The organism is Pyramidobacter piscolens W5455 (assembly GCF_000177335.1).
GTDB classification, from domain to species: domain Bacteria; phylum Synergistota; class Synergistia; order Synergistales; family Dethiosulfovibrionaceae; genus Pyramidobacter; species Pyramidobacter piscolens.
Genome location: NZ_ADFP01000047.1, coordinates 69,738 through 87,347, shown reverse-complemented (window position 1 = coordinate 87,347; position 17,610 = coordinate 69,738). Strand labels below are relative to the sequence as shown.

Below are 17,610 nucleotides of genomic sequence, written 5' to 3'. Positions count from 1 at the left end.
GAGTAAATATAAATTCTCAGAAACATCTTTTAGTCCCCCGTTTCAAAATGGGACAGGAATTTTGATTGATTTTCCTTCTGACTGTTTTATAATTAAAAGACACACAAACAATCTCCCTATGGGAAATATTCATAAATCGCTTTTCAAACTCAGGAGGCATCATGAAATACATCTATACAAGCAACGCTCATCTATGGTCCTTCCCGCTGGAGCTGTATGTCCGCGATGTTAACTTCTTCTGTTTTAACTGGCATCCCGAATATGAACTGACAATTCTTCTCAAGGGAAAGGCTACCCTATGTGTGGACGGCAACGTTCACAAGATACGCGAAAATGACGTGTATCTTGTCAACTCCAATCGAGGGCATGCCGTAGTCTCTGAAGAAAAGGAATCTACCGCGCTTGTGATCCACTTTTCACCAGAATACTTTACGCAGATGGAATCGGCACACACCAAGCTGGAGTTTGCCTGCATCTCGAACCAGACAAACCGCGACGAACAGCGTTTTGCTGCTCTTCGACAGTATGCAGCGCAGATGATGCTTGCTGCACTCTTTAACGCGCCATCTTCTCGCTTCATCCTCCGTGGCGCTTTCAACATGTTGATGGGCACTTTGCTTTCAGGATTCCCCGTTAAACAGAGCCCTATGATTGAATCTCCCCGTGACCGCAAGAATCTGAAAACAATCCAGACCGTCACCAACTGGCTTGAAAAAAATTTCGACAAAAAGGTTACGCTTGACGCTGCTGCCAAAGTGGCACGTTACAACCGCACGTATTTTTCGTCGTTTTTCCGGCGTAACGTCGGTATTTCGTTCTACGATTACCTCACGCGCATCCGCTTTCGTCACGCGATGTATCAGCTCAACAACACCAATCATAGTCTCACTGATATCGCTGCCGACAGCGGCTTTCCAGATCTCAAGACGTTCAGCTCCTATTACAAGAAAACGTTTCACGAACCACCAAGTGTACATCAACGCGCTATCGATATGAGTTCTTTCACGCCTGCTCGTGAGAACGAACGCATCTACCTCGACACTAGCGCCTCGGACATCGGAGAAAAGCTGCGTGACTTTGCTCGCCTTGATTCATATGTTTCGCCTTCACAGCCCAAGCTGGCTCCGACTGCCCCTGATAAATTCGACCAGATCGTGGCCCTGTGCGAGCAGCTCATGACGATCGCTAAGCAGTCATATTGACTCTCATTAAAAGGCTTGCCCTAAATAATAGCAAAAGTAGCACTACATTATTAGAGTCCCTGACTGATGGAATATATTTAGGATCCGCTGAAATAAACTAATTATCGAAAAAAAGCAATCCAAGCGCCGCTGAAGCAAGAGATTAAAAGTCAAAAAATTCCTTTTCAGTTTCTTGTGATCCCATTCAGTTGAGAATAGCTTATGACATTCCTTTTTTAGGGACACTTACGCTCCGCATGTGAAAAACTCTTCCATGCGCTCTACACGAGTGCACATGACAAGATTAGCACAGCCAAACGGAACTAAAGAAGCGGTTCATGTTTTTCGTTATGTCACGGTATACTGTTTTGTGGCAGCCAAAGTATCTCTTGACGATCTGAAAAACATGTTCTGCTTTACAGCGTGTCAATGATTTTCCCGTTTTCAGGAATTTGTCCAAGGCTCTGGGCTGCCTATGCTCTTGATGCGGCTCGGGCGACGGCTAATCCGAAACTCGGCTTGTGACAGATGTTCATCTTCTCTGATTCCTTCGCCCTTCTCAACACCAAAGTGTCCCGAATCTCCGTATCCCATGTCGCCATCACACATCAGCGCATGTGTTCGAATCACGCCATGGACGTTGGCGTTGGCTGCGGTTCCTGTGACCGTATGCGCATAGCCGCTTCCGGCATCAACATCGGCATGGACTTTCATTCCGAAATACCACTGGTTGCCTTTTCTCGTCCCGACTTTTCCAAGGGGAATCGAAGAAACCTCATGGAGCATCAAGAGTAAGCGCGATTTTTTCAACCGCGAGATCTACGGATAATCCCTCCTGTCGCCTCCCGCGCAGCAAAAGGCAGTCGACAAGCGAGTTTGTTCTTGAGATCGGGATAGGCTTCCATCATATTGACGGGGGCGATTCCAAATATCTGCATCACGGCGTCGGCCGACGCGATGTCCGCGTTCTTTCTCTCCGGCGTGCTGCCGTCGTGTCCCAGTCGAAGGCTGATGGGCATGCTCCTGGCTCTGCCGCTCAGGACGGTGACGTTCTGCTGGCGCATGAGTTCAACGAGCTTGTGAGGCGAGATGTCTCTGATGCCCTTCATGCGGATGAGGTGACAGGAAAGACGTTCCAGAACCAGCGCAAGGTAACAAACGAGGAAGTGCCCGCGGATGTGTTCCGGCGTCCAGACGAAAACCGGCCTGGCATCGAGGTTGCTCTTGAACACTCGAAAACATTCCTCGACGCGCCAAAGCTGGCGCAGGTTCGCGAAGATCTCCTGCGGGGAGGCATCCTTGTTGGAGGTGGCGATGACGTAGAAACCCGCCTGCTTTTTACGCTTTTCGTAGAGAGAGGTGTTCACCTCGTATTCGCCTTTCTTCCCTTTCTTGCTCTTCAGAAACTGTCTTGAGCCGTGTTTCATGGATGTCTCGACGGCTGAGGCTCCCTTCGCGATCAGTTCTTTCCCCTTCGTCCACAATTCCTCCAGAACGTCCAGGTCATGGTGGTGCCGTTTCAGCGACCAAGTGACGATGATGCCTGCGTCACGTTCGGGATCCGCTCTGGCGTCCAGACGCTTCATCTTGAACACGTCCTCGTGGAACCGTTCGCTGTGCTCCCAGTTCTCCTCGGAAAGAACCCGCTCCTTCACGTCCTTTTTCAGCCGACTGATGCTCTGGGGCACGATGTAATCAAAACCCTCTTCCGCAAGGTGCTGCAAGTTGAGCTTGCAGTTGAGCCCGCGATCCGCGACGACCGTGACTTTCCCCAGTCCGGAATTTACCTTGTGCTTCCGGACGACCTGCAGCAGGGTCTTGATCTCCGACGTGTTACCGCGGAACAGCTCATAGTCAAGAGGGATGCCGTCGGCGTCAATGAGCAGTCCCATCACCACCTGCACCTCATTCGCGCGGTTCTCCTTGGACATCCCGCGCGCGCGAAGTTCGTCGGAATCAAAACTCTCGAAGTAAAACGTGGTGCAGTCGTAAAGCGCGACAGTCATCGTTCGCTCGTAGATATCCGCGATCCCCTTGTTGACGTTACGTATCAGGACATCCTTGCTCCCGCTCAGGAGCCCGAGGGTTTCGTAAAGGTCCGCCTGGGTGAGGGAAGAGAAATCGAAGACAAAGTTCCCGCGGTATTCGTGCGTCCGTTTTTTCGAACAAGGCGCCAGAATGCGCAGTGCGGCGAGGAAGAATGCGGCAAGGTCGAAGTCGAACTTGAGTCGGTGATTGCGTCGATACTGTTTGAACCAGACGTCCAGCCCAAGGCGTTCCCATAATCTGCGGTAAAGGGCGATGCCGTAGTTATAAATGCCCGCACAGTCCGGTTTATTGTTGGGTGCACATGTTGCGACCTGATCCTTAAGCGTCTGCGCTTTGAGGCGTTCTGCAAGATCTGCGTTTGCCCTCAACTCAGCAAGATCCGCCTGAATTCTTTCGTCGATGTCCGGCTCTGTGAGGCGGCGTTTGTTAAGGTCGCCAAATGATTAGGTTCATCTGTTCAAGAAATAATTCCCTGTTTCGTCTTTCCCTTGTGATCTGTGGATTCTATATTACCGAAGCTGAGTTGGGACATTGGGCGTTCTCCTTCGCTCAAACGAGAATTAAAACATCTCAACCATATTATATAATGAGCGACTTCTTTCAGTGACTCCTTAAATTCCTTTATGGTGAGCTGTTGATTTGCAAAATCATGAACTGGCGGGGAACGATATTTTTTGATCAATTATAAATATTTAGTTTTTCATTTTATGCATTGGTTTCAGAAAAAAAGTGTATAATTTGAGTATATGGGATCCTTGGAAATAAAACCAAAAACAGATGCGGCAAAGGGCAGATCAGGGAACCGTACCAAAAAGGGGGAGACTGAAATGGCAAAACAGATCATGACGATTGACGGCAACGAAGCGGCAGCGCACGTGTCTTACGCCTTCACCGAGGTGGCGACGATCTATCCGATCACGCCTTCTTCACCGATGGCGGAGCATGTGGACGAATGGTCGGCGCGCGGTCGGCAGAACTTGTTCGGTCAGCGTGTCCATTTGATGGAGATGCAGGCCGAGTTCGGCGCGGCGGCCGCCATGCACGGAGCATTGGAGTCGGGCGCGCTTGCCACGTCCTATACGGCGTCGCAGGGATTGATGCTGATGATTCCGCCAATGTACCGCATTGCCGGCCAGTTGATGCCGGGCGTGCTGCATGTCAGCGCGAGGACGGTCGGAACTCACGCATTTTCGATTTTCGGCGATCATTCCGACGTCATGGCCGTACGGCAGACAGGTTTTGCCATGCTGTCTTCGGGCAGCGTGCAGGAAGTGGCCGACCTGGCGGCTGTGCCGCATCTCGCGGCGATTGCCGGCAGCGTGCCTTTCGTGCATTTTTTCGACGGCTTCCGCACTTCTCATGAAATCCAGAAAATCGAGATGCTGTCATACGACGATTTTGGCGAGATGCTGGATAAAGAAGCGCTGCTGGCGTTCCGCAAGAGATCTCTCAACAGCGACCGGCCGGTACAGCGCAGCACCGTGCAGAATCCCGACGTGCTTTTCCAGGCGCGGGAAGCCTGCAATCGTTACTATCTGCGCATGCCTTACATTGTGCAGTCTTATATGGACCGCATCCACGCTCTGACCGGCCGCAGTTACCACCTTTTCGACTATTATGGCGACCCCAACGCGGAGCGGGTCGTTATCGCGATGGGCTCAGTGTCGGGATGTCTTCAGGAAGTTGTCGACGAGCTGCGCTCACGTGGCCAGAAAGTGGGTTTTCTGCAAGTCCATCTTTATCGACCGTTTTCTGCGGAACATTTCCTTACCGCTCTGCCGGAAAGCGTGCGCTGCGTGACCGTGCTCGATCGTACCAAAGAGGCCGGCGCGCCGGGCGAGCCTCTGTACGAAGACGTCTGCTCGACGTTCTCCAATGTTTCCACGGCGCCGATGGTCATCGCCGGGCGCTATGGCCTGTCTTCCAAAGATGTCACTCCGGCGCAGATGATCGCCGCGTTTGACAATATGGATTCGATCCAGCCCAAGAACCATTTCACGATCGGCATCAAGGACGACGTGACCTATCATTCGCTGGAGCTCGGGCCCAATATCGTCACCGAGAGCGAAGGCACCGTGGCCTGCAAGTTTTGGGGACTTGGTTCCGATGGTACCGTGGGAGCCAACAAGAACTCCATCAAGATTATTGGAGACAACACCGACCAATACGTTCAGGCTTATTTTGAATACGACACGAAGAAATCCGGCAGCGTGACGAGATCGCATCTTCGCTTCGGACGGCTGCCGATCCGTTCCACCTATCTGGTCACGCAGGCCGATTTCGTTGCCTGTCACGTGCAAGCCTACATCGGCAAGTACAACGTCTCAGGCGAGCTGAAAGACGGCGGCACCTTCTTGCTGAACTGCGCCTGGAAACCGGAAGATCTGGAGCGGCATCTTCCCGCTTCCGTCAAACGGGATCTGGCTCGTAAACATATCAATTTTTACATCATCGACGCTACCCGCATCGCCATGGAAATCGGCATGGGGAACCGCACAAACTCCGTGCTGCAGTCGGCGTTTTTCAAGCTGTCGGGCATTCTGCCTTTCGAAGACGCCGTGAAGTACATGAAGGAAGCGATCAAAAGCACTTACGGTGCGAAGGGCGACAAGGTTCTTCGCATGAACTACGAGGCAGTCGACCGTGGCGGCGCCAGCGTGATCCGCATCGAAGTGCCTGCGGAATGGGCAAATGCCGAGGATAAGGCGGCGGAAGAACGCGTTGATCCTTTGCTTCCCGACTATATCCGCAAGGTGCTGATCCCTGTCAACAGTCTGAAGGGCGACGACATTCCCGTCAGCGTTTTTGTTGACGCGGCCGACGGTACGGTGCCGCTGGGGACCTCCAAGTATGAAAAGCGCGGTACGGCAGTGATGGTGCCGGAGTGGAATCCGGAAAAGTGCATTCAATGCAACATGTGTTCCTTTGTTTGTCCGCATGCGGCCATCAGACCTTTCCTGCTGAACGAATCAGAGGCGATGAACGCGCCGGAAAGCTTTGAAACGGTGAATGCCCGCGGTCTGAAAAACGCTCAAGGCCTGAAGTTCCGCATCCAGCTCAGCGCTCTTGACTGCGTCGCTTGCGGCAGCTGCGCCGAAGTCTGTCCGGCCAAGGAGAAAGCGCTCGTGATGAAGTTGCTTGAGACCCAGTTGCCTCAGCAGAAAAACTGGGATTATGCGCTGACCCTCTCGCCGAAAGCGAATCCGATGGATAAATTTACCGTCAAAGGCAGCCAGTTCGAGCAGCCGCTGCTCGAGTTCTCCGGAGCCTGTGCGGGGTGCGGCGAGACTCCCTACATGAAAGCCATGACGCAGCTTTTCGGCGACCGCATGTACATCGCCAACGCCACGGGCTGCACCCAGGCCTGGGGCGCCGCCTGTCCCTGCGTGCCGTATACGAAGAACAACCGCGGCCATGGGCCGGCGTTCTCCAACTCACTGTTCGAAAATAACGCCGAATTCAGCCTTGGCATGTGCCTGGCCGTCCAGCAGCAGCGCGAACGCCTGCTGATGACTGCCGAGAAGCTGCTCGGCGGCAAGACTCGCGACCCCGAACTGATTCGGGCGCTGCAGGAATGGAAAGATCATTACCATGAGGGCGAAGGCAGCCGGACGTACAGCGACGCGGTGGAGACGGCCGCCAAAATGGCGTACGCCCGCGGCGAGGACAGTCTGGAACTGCGCGACCTGCTGAACAACACCGAGCACCTTGTCAAAAAGTCCATGTGGATGTACGGAGGCGACGGCTGGGCCTATGATATTGGCTTTGGCGGACTCGACCACGTGCTCGCGAATGGCCCCGACGTAAACGTTCTGGTTGTGGATACGGAAGTCTACTCCAACACGGGGGGCCAGTCTTCAAAAGCCACCCCGGTGGCGGCTGTCGCGCAGTTTGCCAGCTCCGGCAAGAAGACCGGCAAAAAGGATCTGGGGCTGATGGCCATGAGTTATGGCAACGTCTACGTCGCCCAAGTCGCCATGGGCGCCGATCCAGCTCATTTCATCAAAGTTCTGAAAGAGGCGGAGTCGTATGACGGACCGTCGCTGATCATCGCCTATGCGCCCTGCATTAATCACGGCATCGTCAAGGGGATGAGCTATGCGATGCCCGAGAGCAAGTTGGCCGTGCAATCCGGCTATTGGCACCTGTACCGCTACGATCCGCGCCGTGTCGCGAAGGGAGAGAATCCTTTCGTCCTGGACTCCAAGAAGCCCACGATTCCGCTGCGCGATTTCCTCATGGGCGAAGTCCGCTACGCGGCGCTCGGCCGAACCTTCCCCGAAGAAGCCGCTCGCCTTCTGGCAATGGCGGAAGTTCAGGCGGACGCGAAGTACCGGCGTTATGCGGCGATGGCCGAGTCAGGGAAGATTTCCGTTACCGCCTGAGCTGAAGAGATTTTTGAATACTGATTCTTGACAGAAGACGACAGATGAATTTCCCCGCCTTCCGAGAAAGTCCAGCCGCTCAGGGGGTATCCCCGCCGCTACGCGGTCTGCGCAACGCGCTTTGTGGATCTTCCCCTCCTCGAGAAGTGCTCGAGTAACCATGAAACGTCCTCCGCAGGGCGGCGAAAATCAGCAGAAAGTATGTCGTGATGGATTGATGGACCTTCCTTGCCAAGCGGGGAAGGTCCGTTTTTTTGTCGATGGGGTGGAGCCTTTAAGCGTAATATTGGCTTTTCATCCCGAGTTTCAATTAAAAGCATCTTGGGGAATCAGTATCGATGAGAAACCTCATTGATTCTTTTGTCTTTTTGCGCGAACTGTGCCGTTCATTGGGGACGAAAAATAAATTCTACTATTGAGAATTGTTAAAAAATAAATTGTCGACACACTGTAAGATCCGATGATAACGGAAAGTTCACTTGGTAAAATCTTAAAATAAATTATTGTCGGCGGATTTGCAGGGGCTGGAATTATTAAAATAATAAGGTAGAATGAAGATAGAAAAGATATATAGGGATCGGCTGAATGGAAGATTGTGTTCTGCGTCGCGATTCGCAAAAACTGGCCGACAGACGGGACAAAAGTCTGCAACGCTTCTTTCGCGTGCTTTATGCCGCTGACTTTACGATAGTTTTTATCGCCTTTCACCGCTCCTCGTTGGAGATGACGACTGCGCACGTTGCATGAAACACGAAAGAGGGAACTTTTCTTTGCAAAAACGCGGGGGAGGATAAAAATGCCTGTTGATATGCAGCTTTTCAAGGATCTGATCCAGCGTTATGAGTGGCCGAAAGCGGTAGCGGTCACGGGCGCTCTGGGATCCGGGAAAACTGAATGGGTCCTCAATCTTGCTCTGGGCTTGAAGATGGTTGAGGAAAAAGTGACGATTGCCGACGCTGACATCATCAATCCATATTTCTGCATCCGACAGGTCGTCACTGCGCTGGAGAACAAGGGATTTACGGTTTTGACCGCACCGGGGCAGGCGAAATGGGCGGATATGCCGGTCGTCAGTGCGGAGGTTGACTGGGCTTTGTCGTCCCCCGGCAAGCTGATGCTCGACATCGGCGGGGATGCCGAGGGCGCGCTGGCGCTGAAGCAGTTTCAGAAGCGCATCATTCAGGCGGGGTATCTGCTTGTGCTTGTTGTGAACGCTTTTCGTCCTCAGACGTGCACCGTGGAGAAGATTGAGTTGATGTGCCGCCGCATGGAGGAAATCTGCGGACTGAAGGTCGGCGCCTTGATCAGCAATTCGCATTTGATGAACGAAACGACGGTGGAAACGGTAACGGAAGGATATCAGCTTGTTAAAAACGCCTCGCGGCACATGGGATTGCCTTTGCTCTATGCGGGAACGTCGCCGGAGCTCTACGACGACACTCTGAGAGCGTTGGCCGGAGAGAGTGTCCCCGTCTGGCCTGTCTCCAGATATATGCTTCTTCCTTGGGAACCCGGCGCGATCTGGGCGACCGGCATTCCTGCACGACATCATGCGGGCCGTATCTTTCGGGAAAAAGGACAATCTCCCTTCCAGAATTTAGGGAGAGGAATTCCGCCGGAAAATTTCTGACACCGAATTTCGATTAAAAGTCATCGTCGAAAATACCGCGTCTTCGCGCGCCCGTGCCGCAGGAAACATGCGCCGCGCGATTTTGCGCAGTTTTCGACGCGCTTCGACGCGAAGCGGGGTCTTAAGGGCGGCGCCATAAAAAGGCGAAAGACGCTCGCCTTTGTGACGAAAACTAAGTATGACACGGTTCGCGAACGATTTTTTCAGGGCAGCAATGATTTTAAAGGGGGTTGTATAAATGGCAAAGGGGAGAATTACGGTAGCAGAGGAGTACTGCAAGAGCTGCGGGCTGTGCGTTGACGCATGCCCGAAGAAAGTACTCCGCATCTCGGACCACCTGAACGTCAAGGGGTACCGTCCTGTGGAGCAGTACAAAGAAGGTTGCATCGGTTGCGCGTTGTGCGCTATGACATGTCCTGACGCGGTCATTGAAGTTTTCCGCGAGAACGCATAACTAAGGGGGTTTTATCATGGCGAAAGTTCTTATGAAGGGTGCCGAAGCCCTTGCACAGGCCGCAATCAGCGGGGGATGCCGGTACTTCTTTGGTTATCCGATTACGCCTCAGAACGAGGTCCCCGAATATATGGCGGCACACCTTCCCGAAGTGGGCGGCGTTTATGTTCAGGGAGAGAGCGAAGTCGCTTCGATTAACATGGTGCTTGGGGCGGCAGCCACGGGAGCGCAGATCATGACCTCGTCATCCAGTCCCGGGATTTCGCTGATGTCCGAGGGACTGAGCTACATTGCCGCAAACGAATATCCCTGCGTCATCATGAACGTGGTGCGCGGCGGTCCGGGGTTGGGCGGCATTCTGCCTTCGCAGTGCGACTACGATCAGGCTACCCGCGGCGGCGGCAACGGCGATTATCATCTGTTTGTGCTGGCGCCGAGCAACCTTCAAGAGGCAGTCGACCTAATCCAGCGTTCCTGGGATTATGCGTTCAAATATATGAATCCTGTCATGATCCTGGCGGACGGTTTCATGGGACAGATGATGGAACCGGTAGAGATCAAAGAACGCACCGCAGAACGCGGCGACTGGCAGAAATGGGCCGTCGGCTGTTTCAGAGAGCGCGGAAACAAGCGCACCTTGTTCCACAGCCTGTATCTCGCGGCGGGCCCTCTTGAAGAGCACAACAAAGATCTGCAAAAGAAATACGAGTTGATGAAGCAGGATGCGATGGCCGAGGATTACATGATCGAGGATGCCGAGGTGATCATCACTGCTTTCGGGACCACGGCACGCATCGCCAAAACGGCGATCATGCACCTCCGTGCCGAAGGCAAAAAAGTGGGGCTGATCCGTCCGATCACGGTCTATCCCTTCCCGGCGGATCACTTCAAAAATTTGCCGGCCACGGTGAGGCATATTCTCGATGTGGAAATGAACTGTGGACAGATGATTGATGACGTAAAACTTGCCACGGAATGCCGTTATCCGGTGACGTTTTACGGCCGGTGCGGCGGTTTCGCTCCTTCCGTTGAAGAAGTGGAAGACGCGTGCAGAAAGCTTTTTGCCTAGGGGGGAAACAGAATGTCTGAAGTCAAAGTCTACTCGAGACCTGAAACATGGATGAAAGGCGTTCACACTCACTATTGTCCCGGCTGCGGCCATGGCATCGCTCACCGCATGATCTGCGAAGCCATTGACGAGCTTGGCATCCAGGGCGATGCGATCAGCATGTCGCCCGTCGGCTGCGCCGCGATGATGTACGACTACATAAACATCGACTTCATCGAAGCGGCTCATGGCCGGGCGCCGGCGACGGCGACCGGCATCAAGCGGGTTCTGCCCGATAAGGTCGTTTTTACCTACCAGGGCGACGGAGACCTTGCCTCCATCGGTATGGCAGAAATCATCCACGCCGCCAATCGCGGCGAGAAGATCTGCGTCTTCTTTATCAACAACGCCATTTACGGTATGACGGGCGGCCAGATGGCTCCCACGACTTTGATCGGGCAGAAGGCCACCACGTGTCCCCAGGGGCGCGACGCCGAGCTGACCGGATATCCCATCCGCATGTGCGAATTGTTGACGTCTCTGGAGACGCCTGCGTATATCGAGCGGGTTTCTTTGGCGAAACCCTACATCGCCAAAGCCAAGAAAGCGATTAAAAAAGCCTTCCAGAACCAGATCGACAGGAAAGGCTTCAGCTTCGTGGAGATTCTCTCGACGTGTCCTACGAACTGGGGGCTTTCGCCTCTTGACGCCTTCGACTGGCAGATGAAGAACATGATCCCCTATTATCCCCTTGGCGTGTTCAAGGACTTTGAATAGGAGGAAGGAAAATGGCTGGATTTTACAAAGAATTGATCGCGGCCGGTTTTGGCGGGCAGGGAGTCATGATGCTGGGGCAGCTTGTCGCCTATGCCGGTATGGACGAGGGGCGCAACGTATCCTGGATCCCTTCCTACGGTCCCGAGATGCGCGGCGGCACCGCCAATTGCAGCACCGTTGTCAGCGAAGAGCCTGTGGGTTCGCCGATCATCAACAAGTGCGATGTCTGCGTGGTGTTCAATCAGCCGTCGCTGGCCAAATTCGAGAGCTCGCCCCGAGCGGGAGGCGTTCTGGTTTATAACAGCGATCTCGTGAAATACGAAAATCCGCGTCAGGATATCACGGTGATTCCCGTTCCCGCCGAGAAGCTCGCGGCCGAGTGCGGCAGCCCCAAGACGGCGAATATCGTCCTGCTGGGCGCGGCCGTCGCCGCCTCCGGGATCATCAGCCGCGAGTCTGCGAAACATGTCGTGGAAGAAAAGCTTGGCAAGAAAAAACCGCAGTTTCTGCCGATGAATCTCAAGGCTCTGCAGTGCGGTTTCGAGCAGGCGGACAAAGCCTGACAAGATGAGGTAGGTCATCGCAGCTCCATCTCGGAGTAAAAAAGCGCCTCCAGCCTGTAAAATTCGCTGGAGGCGCTTTTTTTGTCCATTGGCAGGAAACGATCCGAACGAAAGCCGGCGTCGCCCCAAGTCCAAAAAAACGTCTTGAAACGACGCGTTCAGATGAGGTATCATTTTATGGTCCTGCCGTTTTCTGCAACGTTGTGCGGGGCGCTGCGCTTCTGCGGGGGAAAGACTATGTGCGGCGGCGCCGAAAAAGGCCGCCCGGTTTCCTGCCGAAGACTGGCGTAAGGATAACGGAAAAGCACCGATCGAAATGAAAATTCCGGCGGAAGGTCATCGGATGAGTTGATCGTTCAGGAGAGCGTTGGATGACGATGAGAAAAATTCTACTGCTGCGCCACGGCCAGACTGACTGGAACGCGCAGATGCGCTTTCAGGGGCGCATGGACATTCCCTTGAATGAGCTGGGCATGCAACAGGCGGCAATGGCTGCGGAGCGGATCGCCGAATGGGCTCCCGAGGAAATTTATGTCAGCCCTTTAAAGAGAGCCGTGACGACGGCTGCGATTGCCGCAGGCTGTAGGCGGAGCGACCTTCATGTCATGGAGGATCTGCGCGAAATCGGCTTTGGCGATTGGGAAGGACAAAGCATCTCGTCGCTGCGAAAGAGCGGCGAAGATTATTCGCATTGGGCGGCGCATCCGTTCTCCGTGAAAATCCCGAATGCGGAATCGCCTGACGAGATCAGGAGCCGTGTCCGAAGAGTTCTTGCCGCCTTGCGGAAAGCGCGGGGACAGCGTATTTTGGTCGTTTCTCACGGCGGAACTTTGCGGGCTTTTTTGGCCGAAGCTTTGAACCTCTCGCTGGAAGCGGTCTGGAAAAACTTTCGTATGAATAATTGCGCTTTGACCGGACTTGAGGACACAGGGGAGAAATTTGTCCTCTGCTTTTACAATGACACGCTCCACAGCTCTGTTTCATCGCAAGGGATTTCGCGGAAATCGTTGCCGGTTCCGTTTTAATGTTTTTTCAATGAAAAGGCCTCCTTGGCGCCGAAAAGGGCCGTCTGCTCTTCTTAACTGAAACTGGCGTCAGCGAGCAAAAAGCCCCAAGAACTGGTAGAATAGATAAAAATCCAATTGTGGGAGGACGAAATGGCCGAAGCAAGTGAACTTCAATGGGAAAAAGAAAAAAAACTCTGGCTTGCGATGTCCTCCGGAGACGAGGAGGCGCGAGAGCAGCTCATCCTTGCCTATCGTCCGCTGGTTTATTGGGTCGCCAAAAAGTTCAGGGTCAACGGGCAGCGCTTTTCCGACCTCGTGCAGGAGGGGACCCTGGCGTTAATACGCGCCGTCGATAAATTCGATGTGAGCCTGGGGCACCGTTTTACCACTTATGCCTGTTACCGAATCAGAGGGCAGATGCTCAATTTTCTTCAGAGAGTGGAGGGCAAAGCCCCGATCCCCGTCGACGTGGAGTGCGAAGACGGCGATGAAACGGCGGAATTTCGGGAAGTCGAGGAGATCATCATGCTGCGGGAGGGCCTTCTTCAGCTTCCCGAACGCGAAGCGCACATTTTGCGCGAGCTGGTGGTCGAATGCAGAAACGCCCGCGAACTGGCGGAAGAAATGAGCCTTGACGTCAGCCACGTTTATCGTCTGAAGAAGAAGGCGCTGGCACAATTGAAAGAATGGTTTTCTCAGGAATATGCAACTTCCGGAACGGCAGCGGGGATAATAAGATAATTCCATTGTCTCACAAGGAGGAAAAATGCTCGATAAGCAATACAGCCGGGTGATTCGTTGGATCCGGCGCGCTCAGAGCATGAGCGCCGACGGAAATTTTTCCGATGCCATACTTGATGTTGAATGCGCTCGTGCTGAGCTTGATGACGCCCGGCAGGAGCTTTTGTTATGCCATCAGGGCGGAAATGCGCGCCGCTCCGTCCGTACCTCTGTGATGATTTTACCGGCGGCCCTCGCGGCCGTATTGTTCCTGGCAAGCCCTCTGCGCGTGTCCGAGTCCGAAACGCCGATTGTTTTGTCGCAAATGCAGAGGGCGGAGGCGAGCGGCCGGCGGGGAGATTTTTCAGCGCCGCAGTTGATGAGAACGGAGACGGACCGTTATAATGAGTGGCCGACGTCAGAGGGAAAAAGGACTGCGGAGCCCATGCGAAGCAGCGCGCCGCCGGCGCAAACCGGCAACTCTCTCCAAGCCGCGGGGAACAGGTCGCTGACAGACACCGGGATGTCCGGCGCCGAAGCGAGGACGGCTGCCCGTCCCCGGCCGGCCGCGTCAAAGCTTTCCGACGCCGATATGTACCGTCTTGTGGAGGTTGGCCGGAAAGCGCTGTATAAAAGCAATAACTCAGTTGTGCTCGAGTTCCATTAATTTGAGGGTCATGGAGGGAATACAGTTGGTTCGTTCTTTGAAAAAATTATTCGCAATGTGCTTCGTTTTGCTCGCCGTCGGCAGCGCCGCTTGTGCCCAAACGGTTTCTGCCCTGAGGGTCGAAGGAAACAACGAAGTTGTCGCTTCTCATATCTTGCGGGCGGTGAAGACCAAGGTCGGCGATGAGCTGAATCAGCAACAGGTCATGGACGATATCCAGGCGATTTACGACCAGGGCTTTTTCTCCTATGTCGACGCGAAAGTCGCCGCGGACGCGAACGGGGAGCTTGTTCTCACCTTTGTAGTCACCGAGAACCCGACCATCAAAGAGATTCGTTTCCGAGGCAACACGATCTACAAAGAAGACAAATTGAAGAAAATGCTCTTCACGCAGCCCGGCATGATCTTCAACCGCGTTTTTTTCAGGAACGACATCCAGCGCCTCAGAGAACGCTTTCAGGCCGACGGCTACGTCATGACCCGCGTGCAGGACGTGCAAGTGGAAGACGGCGTGGTCACCGTGCTGATCGTCGAGCCGCGCATCAACGACATCGTCATCCAGGGCAACCGGCGCACCAAAACCTACGTCATCCGCCGCAATATCCCCTTGAAAAACGGGGATCTCTTCAACTCGACGCTCCTGCGCCATTCCATCACGAAGCTGCGCAACCTCGGCTTCTTCGAGGATGTCAACGTCGGTTTTGAACCGGTCGAAGACAGCGACAACGTCGACGTGATTGTCACCGTCAAGGAGAAGCGAAGCGCCAGCTTGATCTTCTCGGTCAGCTACGGGTCGAGCAGCGGACTGGGCGGCGGCGCTTCCTACCGCGAAAGCAATCTCGGCGGCCGGGCCAGGATTTTCGAAATCGGCTTCGATCAGGGCGACTACAAGAATTACTGGCTGTCGCTGTCCGATCCTTACATGGACAAGAAGACGTTTTCTTGGAAGATCGGCGCCTACAAGCGCGAAGACGACGATCTGACCTATCGTTACAACGACGGAAAAGGCGACCGAAGAAATGTTTTTGAATACGAGGAGGATCGTACCGGCATGTACGCCGGTTTCGGACGCAAGTTCGGCGGTAGCGAGATGTTCAGCTGGTATCTGACCGCTGACTGGCACAAGAGCAAGGTTATTAAGGGCAAAGAATTTTATCCTGGTCATCCCAAATATTCGTTCGACGCGATTGTTGACAAGGATTCTTTGAACAGCAAGGTCTTTTCAACGACACTTGAACTGACTCGCAACAACGTCGACAAATATCTGAGTTACCCCAAGGGCGACCGCGAGACGATCGGCGTCGAACACGCCTGGGAAGCTCTCGGCGGCGAATGGGATTACACCAAGTACTGGGCCGAAGCCGTCGCCTACGTGCCTATCAAGGGGTTGGAGGACTACATCGACCTCGGACAGACCGAGGACCGGCCGATCATCCTCGCCCTGCGCGTGCGCGCCGGTTTCTCCGACGGAGCCATCCCGCTTTCCGAGCGCTACTCGCTGGGCGGCGCCAACAGCCTGCGCGGTTATGAAAGCGGCGACTTCAAGGGACACGAGATGTTCCTTGGCAACGTCGAGCTGCGCATCCCCATCGACGAGAACTTCTCGATCGTCGCCTTCTACGACATCGGAAACGCGTGGGATAAGACTCGGGGGGCCGGTTTCAGCTTTGACAATCTGGAAGATGCTCCCGGCGTCGGCGTCAGAGTGAAGACGCCGCTCGGCAATATCCGCGTCGACGTGGCCAAAGGAGATGAGACGCAGTTCCATTTCGGCTTCGGCGAGATGTTCTAAGACGTGATCCCGGCATAACATGAAAATGAGCTGCTGCGGAGGGAGGCCGAAAGGAATGTTCCGGAGGAGACACGTTCCCGCGATCGTTTCCGAATGTTTGCGATGCGTTCTTCTGGCAGCGGCTCTTTTTCTCGGCGTTATCCCTGCAAAAGGTTGGGCGATGCCCGCGCTTCCGTTGCGTTGCAATGCTCCGGCTTGGCTCAAAAATTCGATCCAGGGAAGCATGAGCGCCGTCTGGCGCGAACTGCAAGGCAGCCGGCTCTCGCGTCAGGCGGCGGTGGAGGCGTTGGCCCTCGTGGGGAGCCGCCTCTTTCCGGGTTTTAAGGTTTCGCTTGTCAATCAGAAGTTCGTCTCGATGGAGCCGCCGCGCAGATGGAACTGGCGCCTTTCCCTGCAAATGTCGGAAGGGAGCGCCCGTCTGCCGGAGCCCTGTTCCGCCTGGATGAAGAACGATATCGAGCGCGCCGTGCCTCCGCTTCGGGAAATCGTGGAGAACGTGCCGCCGGAGGCCCTGCGCTGGAGCGCGGAGAGCTTTCAGAGCCAGATCGATAAAATCATCGACGAATATATTCCGGGATGGCGCTGCTCGGTGCGCGTTCACGCCGAGGATCTGGAGGCGCTGCTCGATCTGAAGCTTTACCTTCGGCCGCCCTTGTTGCTCGCCTTTTCTCCGGAGACGCTGTCGGCTTCGCTTCCGCAGTTGCTGACGGACCGGATGAGCGACAAGACGCTCGAGTATCTTTCGCCGCTGACGGGGCTGCCGCTCAGCTGGATCAGTTTCCACCTCGCGGAGATGGAGCGGTGGCTCGGGGAGAAACAGCTGCAGAACAAATGGCTGAGAATGCTGCGGGCTTCGTCGGTGAACGACATTGCCGTCAAACCCATCACGAAAGTGACGACTCACATCGAAAGCACGACCTATTCGTTTCGCGGCTGGTTTTCCGTGCATGCCGGAGGTCCCGCGAGGCTGGAAGCCGGGCTTCATTTGGGCAGATATTTCCCGTTGGGCCCGAAAATTCCGGCGGAAGCTTACGCCGAGATCGTCATGGGACTCGAACACTGGCATGTCGACGGCAGAGCGGGGCTGCGTTTCTCGCCGTGGGAATTCATGTGGCTGGGGCTGGAAGGCAGTACGGAAGATTCGTCTCCGCTCTGGTATCGCGTGTGGCTCGGGCGGAACCGCCCTGGCCTTTACGGCTGGCTGAGATACAGCGACGATGACGATTTGGAAGCGGCCATCGGTTACCGTCTGAATCGTTATGTCGCGTTCGAACTGTATTACGATAACCGGCAGGACGATCGCATCAGCCTTCGCGCGTTCAGCAACCTTTGAGGGA

The 17,610-nt window shown here is 54.6% G+C and carries 15 protein-coding genes; 12 read left to right on the top strand and 3 right to left on the bottom strand.

What is annotated here, in order from left to right:
* Positions 1–161 precede the first annotated feature (161 nt).
* Entirely contained in the window at positions 162–1,202 is a 1,041-nt protein-coding gene (locus tag HMPREF7215_RS03790) for a helix-turn-helix domain-containing protein (protein WP_009164331.1), read from the top strand.
* A 423-nt stretch (positions 1,203–1,625) separates the two neighbouring features.
* Here the strand turns inward: HMPREF7215_RS03790 and HMPREF7215_RS14035 are convergent, their stop codons facing one another.
* Positions 1,626–1,991: a hypothetical protein gene (locus HMPREF7215_RS14035; protein WP_198004546.1), complete on the bottom strand. Its 366-nt coding sequence runs from the start codon at positions 1,989–1,991 to the stop codon at positions 1,626–1,628.
* The gene (locus tag HMPREF7215_RS03785) at positions 1,988–3,598 is read right to left on the bottom strand and encodes an IS1634 family transposase (RefSeq protein ID WP_009164328.1); all 1,611 of its coding nucleotides are present in this window, start codon (positions 3,596–3,598) and stop codon (positions 1,988–1,990) included. Before HMPREF7215_RS03785 ends, HMPREF7215_RS14035 begins: the two co-directional genes overlap by 4 nt.
* A gap of 459 nt (positions 3,599–4,057) precedes the next feature.
* On the opposite strand from HMPREF7215_RS03785, the gene nifJ reads away from it, so the two are divergent.
* Complete coding sequence (gene nifJ, locus HMPREF7215_RS03780; protein ID WP_009164326.1) at positions 4,058–7,615, top strand: pyruvate:ferredoxin (flavodoxin) oxidoreductase; 3,558 nt, start codon at positions 4,058–4,060, stop codon at positions 7,613–7,615.
* A gap of 796 nt (positions 7,616–8,411) precedes the next feature.
* On the top strand, positions 8,412–9,245 hold the full coding sequence (locus HMPREF7215_RS03775) for a P-loop NTPase family protein (RefSeq protein WP_009164324.1): 834 nt from the start codon (positions 8,412–8,414) through the stop codon (positions 9,243–9,245).
* Here HMPREF7215_RS03775 and HMPREF7215_RS13520 read toward each other — a convergent pair.
* Entirely contained in the window at positions 9,213–9,572 is a 360-nt protein-coding gene (locus HMPREF7215_RS13520) for a hypothetical protein (RefSeq protein WP_009164323.1), read from the bottom strand. The genes HMPREF7215_RS03775 and HMPREF7215_RS13520 overlap by 33 nt on opposite strands.
* Here HMPREF7215_RS13520 and HMPREF7215_RS03770 point away from each other — a divergent pair.
* The 9 genes from HMPREF7215_RS03770 to HMPREF7215_RS03730 all read left to right on the top strand — a co-directional run bounded on the left by HMPREF7215_RS03770 (position 9,484) and on the right by HMPREF7215_RS03730 (position 17,606).
* Positions 9,484–9,699 carry a 4Fe-4S dicluster domain-containing protein gene (locus HMPREF7215_RS03770; protein WP_040550366.1) on the top strand — a complete coding sequence of 72 codons (216 nt, stop codon included), beginning with the start codon at positions 9,484–9,486 and terminating at the stop codon, positions 9,697–9,699. The two genes, HMPREF7215_RS13520 and HMPREF7215_RS03770, sit on opposite strands and share 89 nt — an antisense overlap.
* A 16-nt stretch (positions 9,700–9,715) precedes the next feature.
* Complete coding sequence (gene vorB, locus HMPREF7215_RS03765; protein ID WP_009164322.1) at positions 9,716–10,768, top strand: 3-methyl-2-oxobutanoate dehydrogenase subunit VorB; 1,053 nt, start codon at positions 9,716–9,718, stop codon at positions 10,766–10,768.
* 12 nt (positions 10,769–10,780) lie between these two features.
* Positions 10,781–11,524, top strand: coding sequence for a thiamine pyrophosphate-dependent enzyme (locus HMPREF7215_RS03760; RefSeq protein WP_009164321.1), 744 nt, complete (start codon positions 10,781–10,783; stop codon positions 11,522–11,524).
* A gap of 11 nt (positions 11,525–11,535) precedes the next feature.
* Positions 11,536–12,087, top strand: a complete 552-nt coding sequence (locus tag HMPREF7215_RS03755; RefSeq protein ID WP_009164320.1) for a 2-oxoacid:acceptor oxidoreductase family protein — start codon at positions 11,536–11,538, stop codon at positions 12,085–12,087.
* Positions 12,088–12,458: 371 nt separating this feature from the next.
* The gene (locus HMPREF7215_RS03750) at positions 12,459–13,112 is read left to right on the top strand and encodes a histidine phosphatase family protein (protein ID WP_009164318.1); all 654 of its coding nucleotides are present in this window, start codon (positions 12,459–12,461) and stop codon (positions 13,110–13,112) included.
* Between the two features lie 132 nt (positions 13,113–13,244).
* Positions 13,245–13,835, top strand: a complete 591-nt coding sequence (locus HMPREF7215_RS03745; protein ID WP_009164317.1) for a sigma-70 family RNA polymerase sigma factor — start codon at positions 13,245–13,247, stop codon at positions 13,833–13,835.
* A 25-nt stretch (positions 13,836–13,860) separates the two neighbouring features.
* Complete coding sequence (locus HMPREF7215_RS03740; RefSeq protein WP_040550365.1) at positions 13,861–14,481, top strand: hypothetical protein; 621 nt, start codon at positions 13,861–13,863, stop codon at positions 14,479–14,481.
* Between the two features lie 25 nt (positions 14,482–14,506).
* The gene (locus HMPREF7215_RS03735) at positions 14,507–16,273 is read left to right on the top strand and encodes a BamA/OMP85 family outer membrane protein (RefSeq protein WP_009164315.1); all 1,767 of its coding nucleotides are present in this window, start codon (positions 14,507–14,509) and stop codon (positions 16,271–16,273) included.
* A gap of 223 nt (positions 16,274–16,496) precedes the next feature.
* Positions 16,497–17,606, top strand: coding sequence for a hypothetical protein (locus HMPREF7215_RS03730; protein WP_156797415.1), 1,110 nt, complete (start codon positions 16,497–16,499; stop codon positions 17,604–17,606).
* The last annotated feature ends 4 nt before the right edge of the window (positions 17,607–17,610 follow it).

Bases quoted from the DNA above. Each gene is read 5' to 3' on its own strand.
- HMPREF7215_RS03790 (WP_009164331.1), top strand. From the start codon at position 162: ATGAAATACATCTATACAAGCAACGCTCATCTATGGTCCTTCCCGCTG.
- HMPREF7215_RS03760 (WP_009164321.1), top strand. From the start codon at position 10,781: ATGTCTGAAGTCAAAGTCTACTCGAGACCTGAAACATGGATGAAAGGC.
- vorB (WP_009164322.1), top strand. From the start codon at position 9,716: ATGGCGAAAGTTCTTATGAAGGGTGCCGAAGCCCTTGCACAGGCCGCA.
- HMPREF7215_RS03755 (WP_009164320.1), top strand. From the start codon at position 11,536: ATGGCTGGATTTTACAAAGAATTGATCGCGGCCGGTTTTGGCGGGCAG.
- HMPREF7215_RS03770 (WP_040550366.1), top strand. From the start codon at position 9,484: ATGGCAAAGGGGAGAATTACGGTAGCAGAGGAGTACTGCAAGAGCTGC.
- HMPREF7215_RS03730 (WP_156797415.1), top strand. From the start codon at position 16,497: ATGAGCGCCGTCTGGCGCGAACTGCAAGGCAGCCGGCTCTCGCGTCAG.
- HMPREF7215_RS03775 (WP_009164324.1), top strand. From the start codon at position 8,412: ATGCCTGTTGATATGCAGCTTTTCAAGGATCTGATCCAGCGTTATGAG.
- nifJ (WP_009164326.1), top strand. From the start codon at position 4,058: ATGGCAAAACAGATCATGACGATTGACGGCAACGAAGCGGCAGCGCAC.
- HMPREF7215_RS03745 (WP_009164317.1), top strand. From the start codon at position 13,245: ATGGCCGAAGCAAGTGAACTTCAATGGGAAAAAGAAAAAAAACTCTGG.
- HMPREF7215_RS03740 (WP_040550365.1), top strand. From the start codon at position 13,861: ATGCTCGATAAGCAATACAGCCGGGTGATTCGTTGGATCCGGCGCGCT.
- HMPREF7215_RS03750 (WP_009164318.1), top strand. From the start codon at position 12,459: ATGACGATGAGAAAAATTCTACTGCTGCGCCACGGCCAGACTGACTGG.
- HMPREF7215_RS13520 (WP_009164323.1), bottom strand. From the start codon at position 9,572: ATGCGGAGTACTTTCTTCGGGCATGCGTCAACGCACAGCCCGCAGCTC.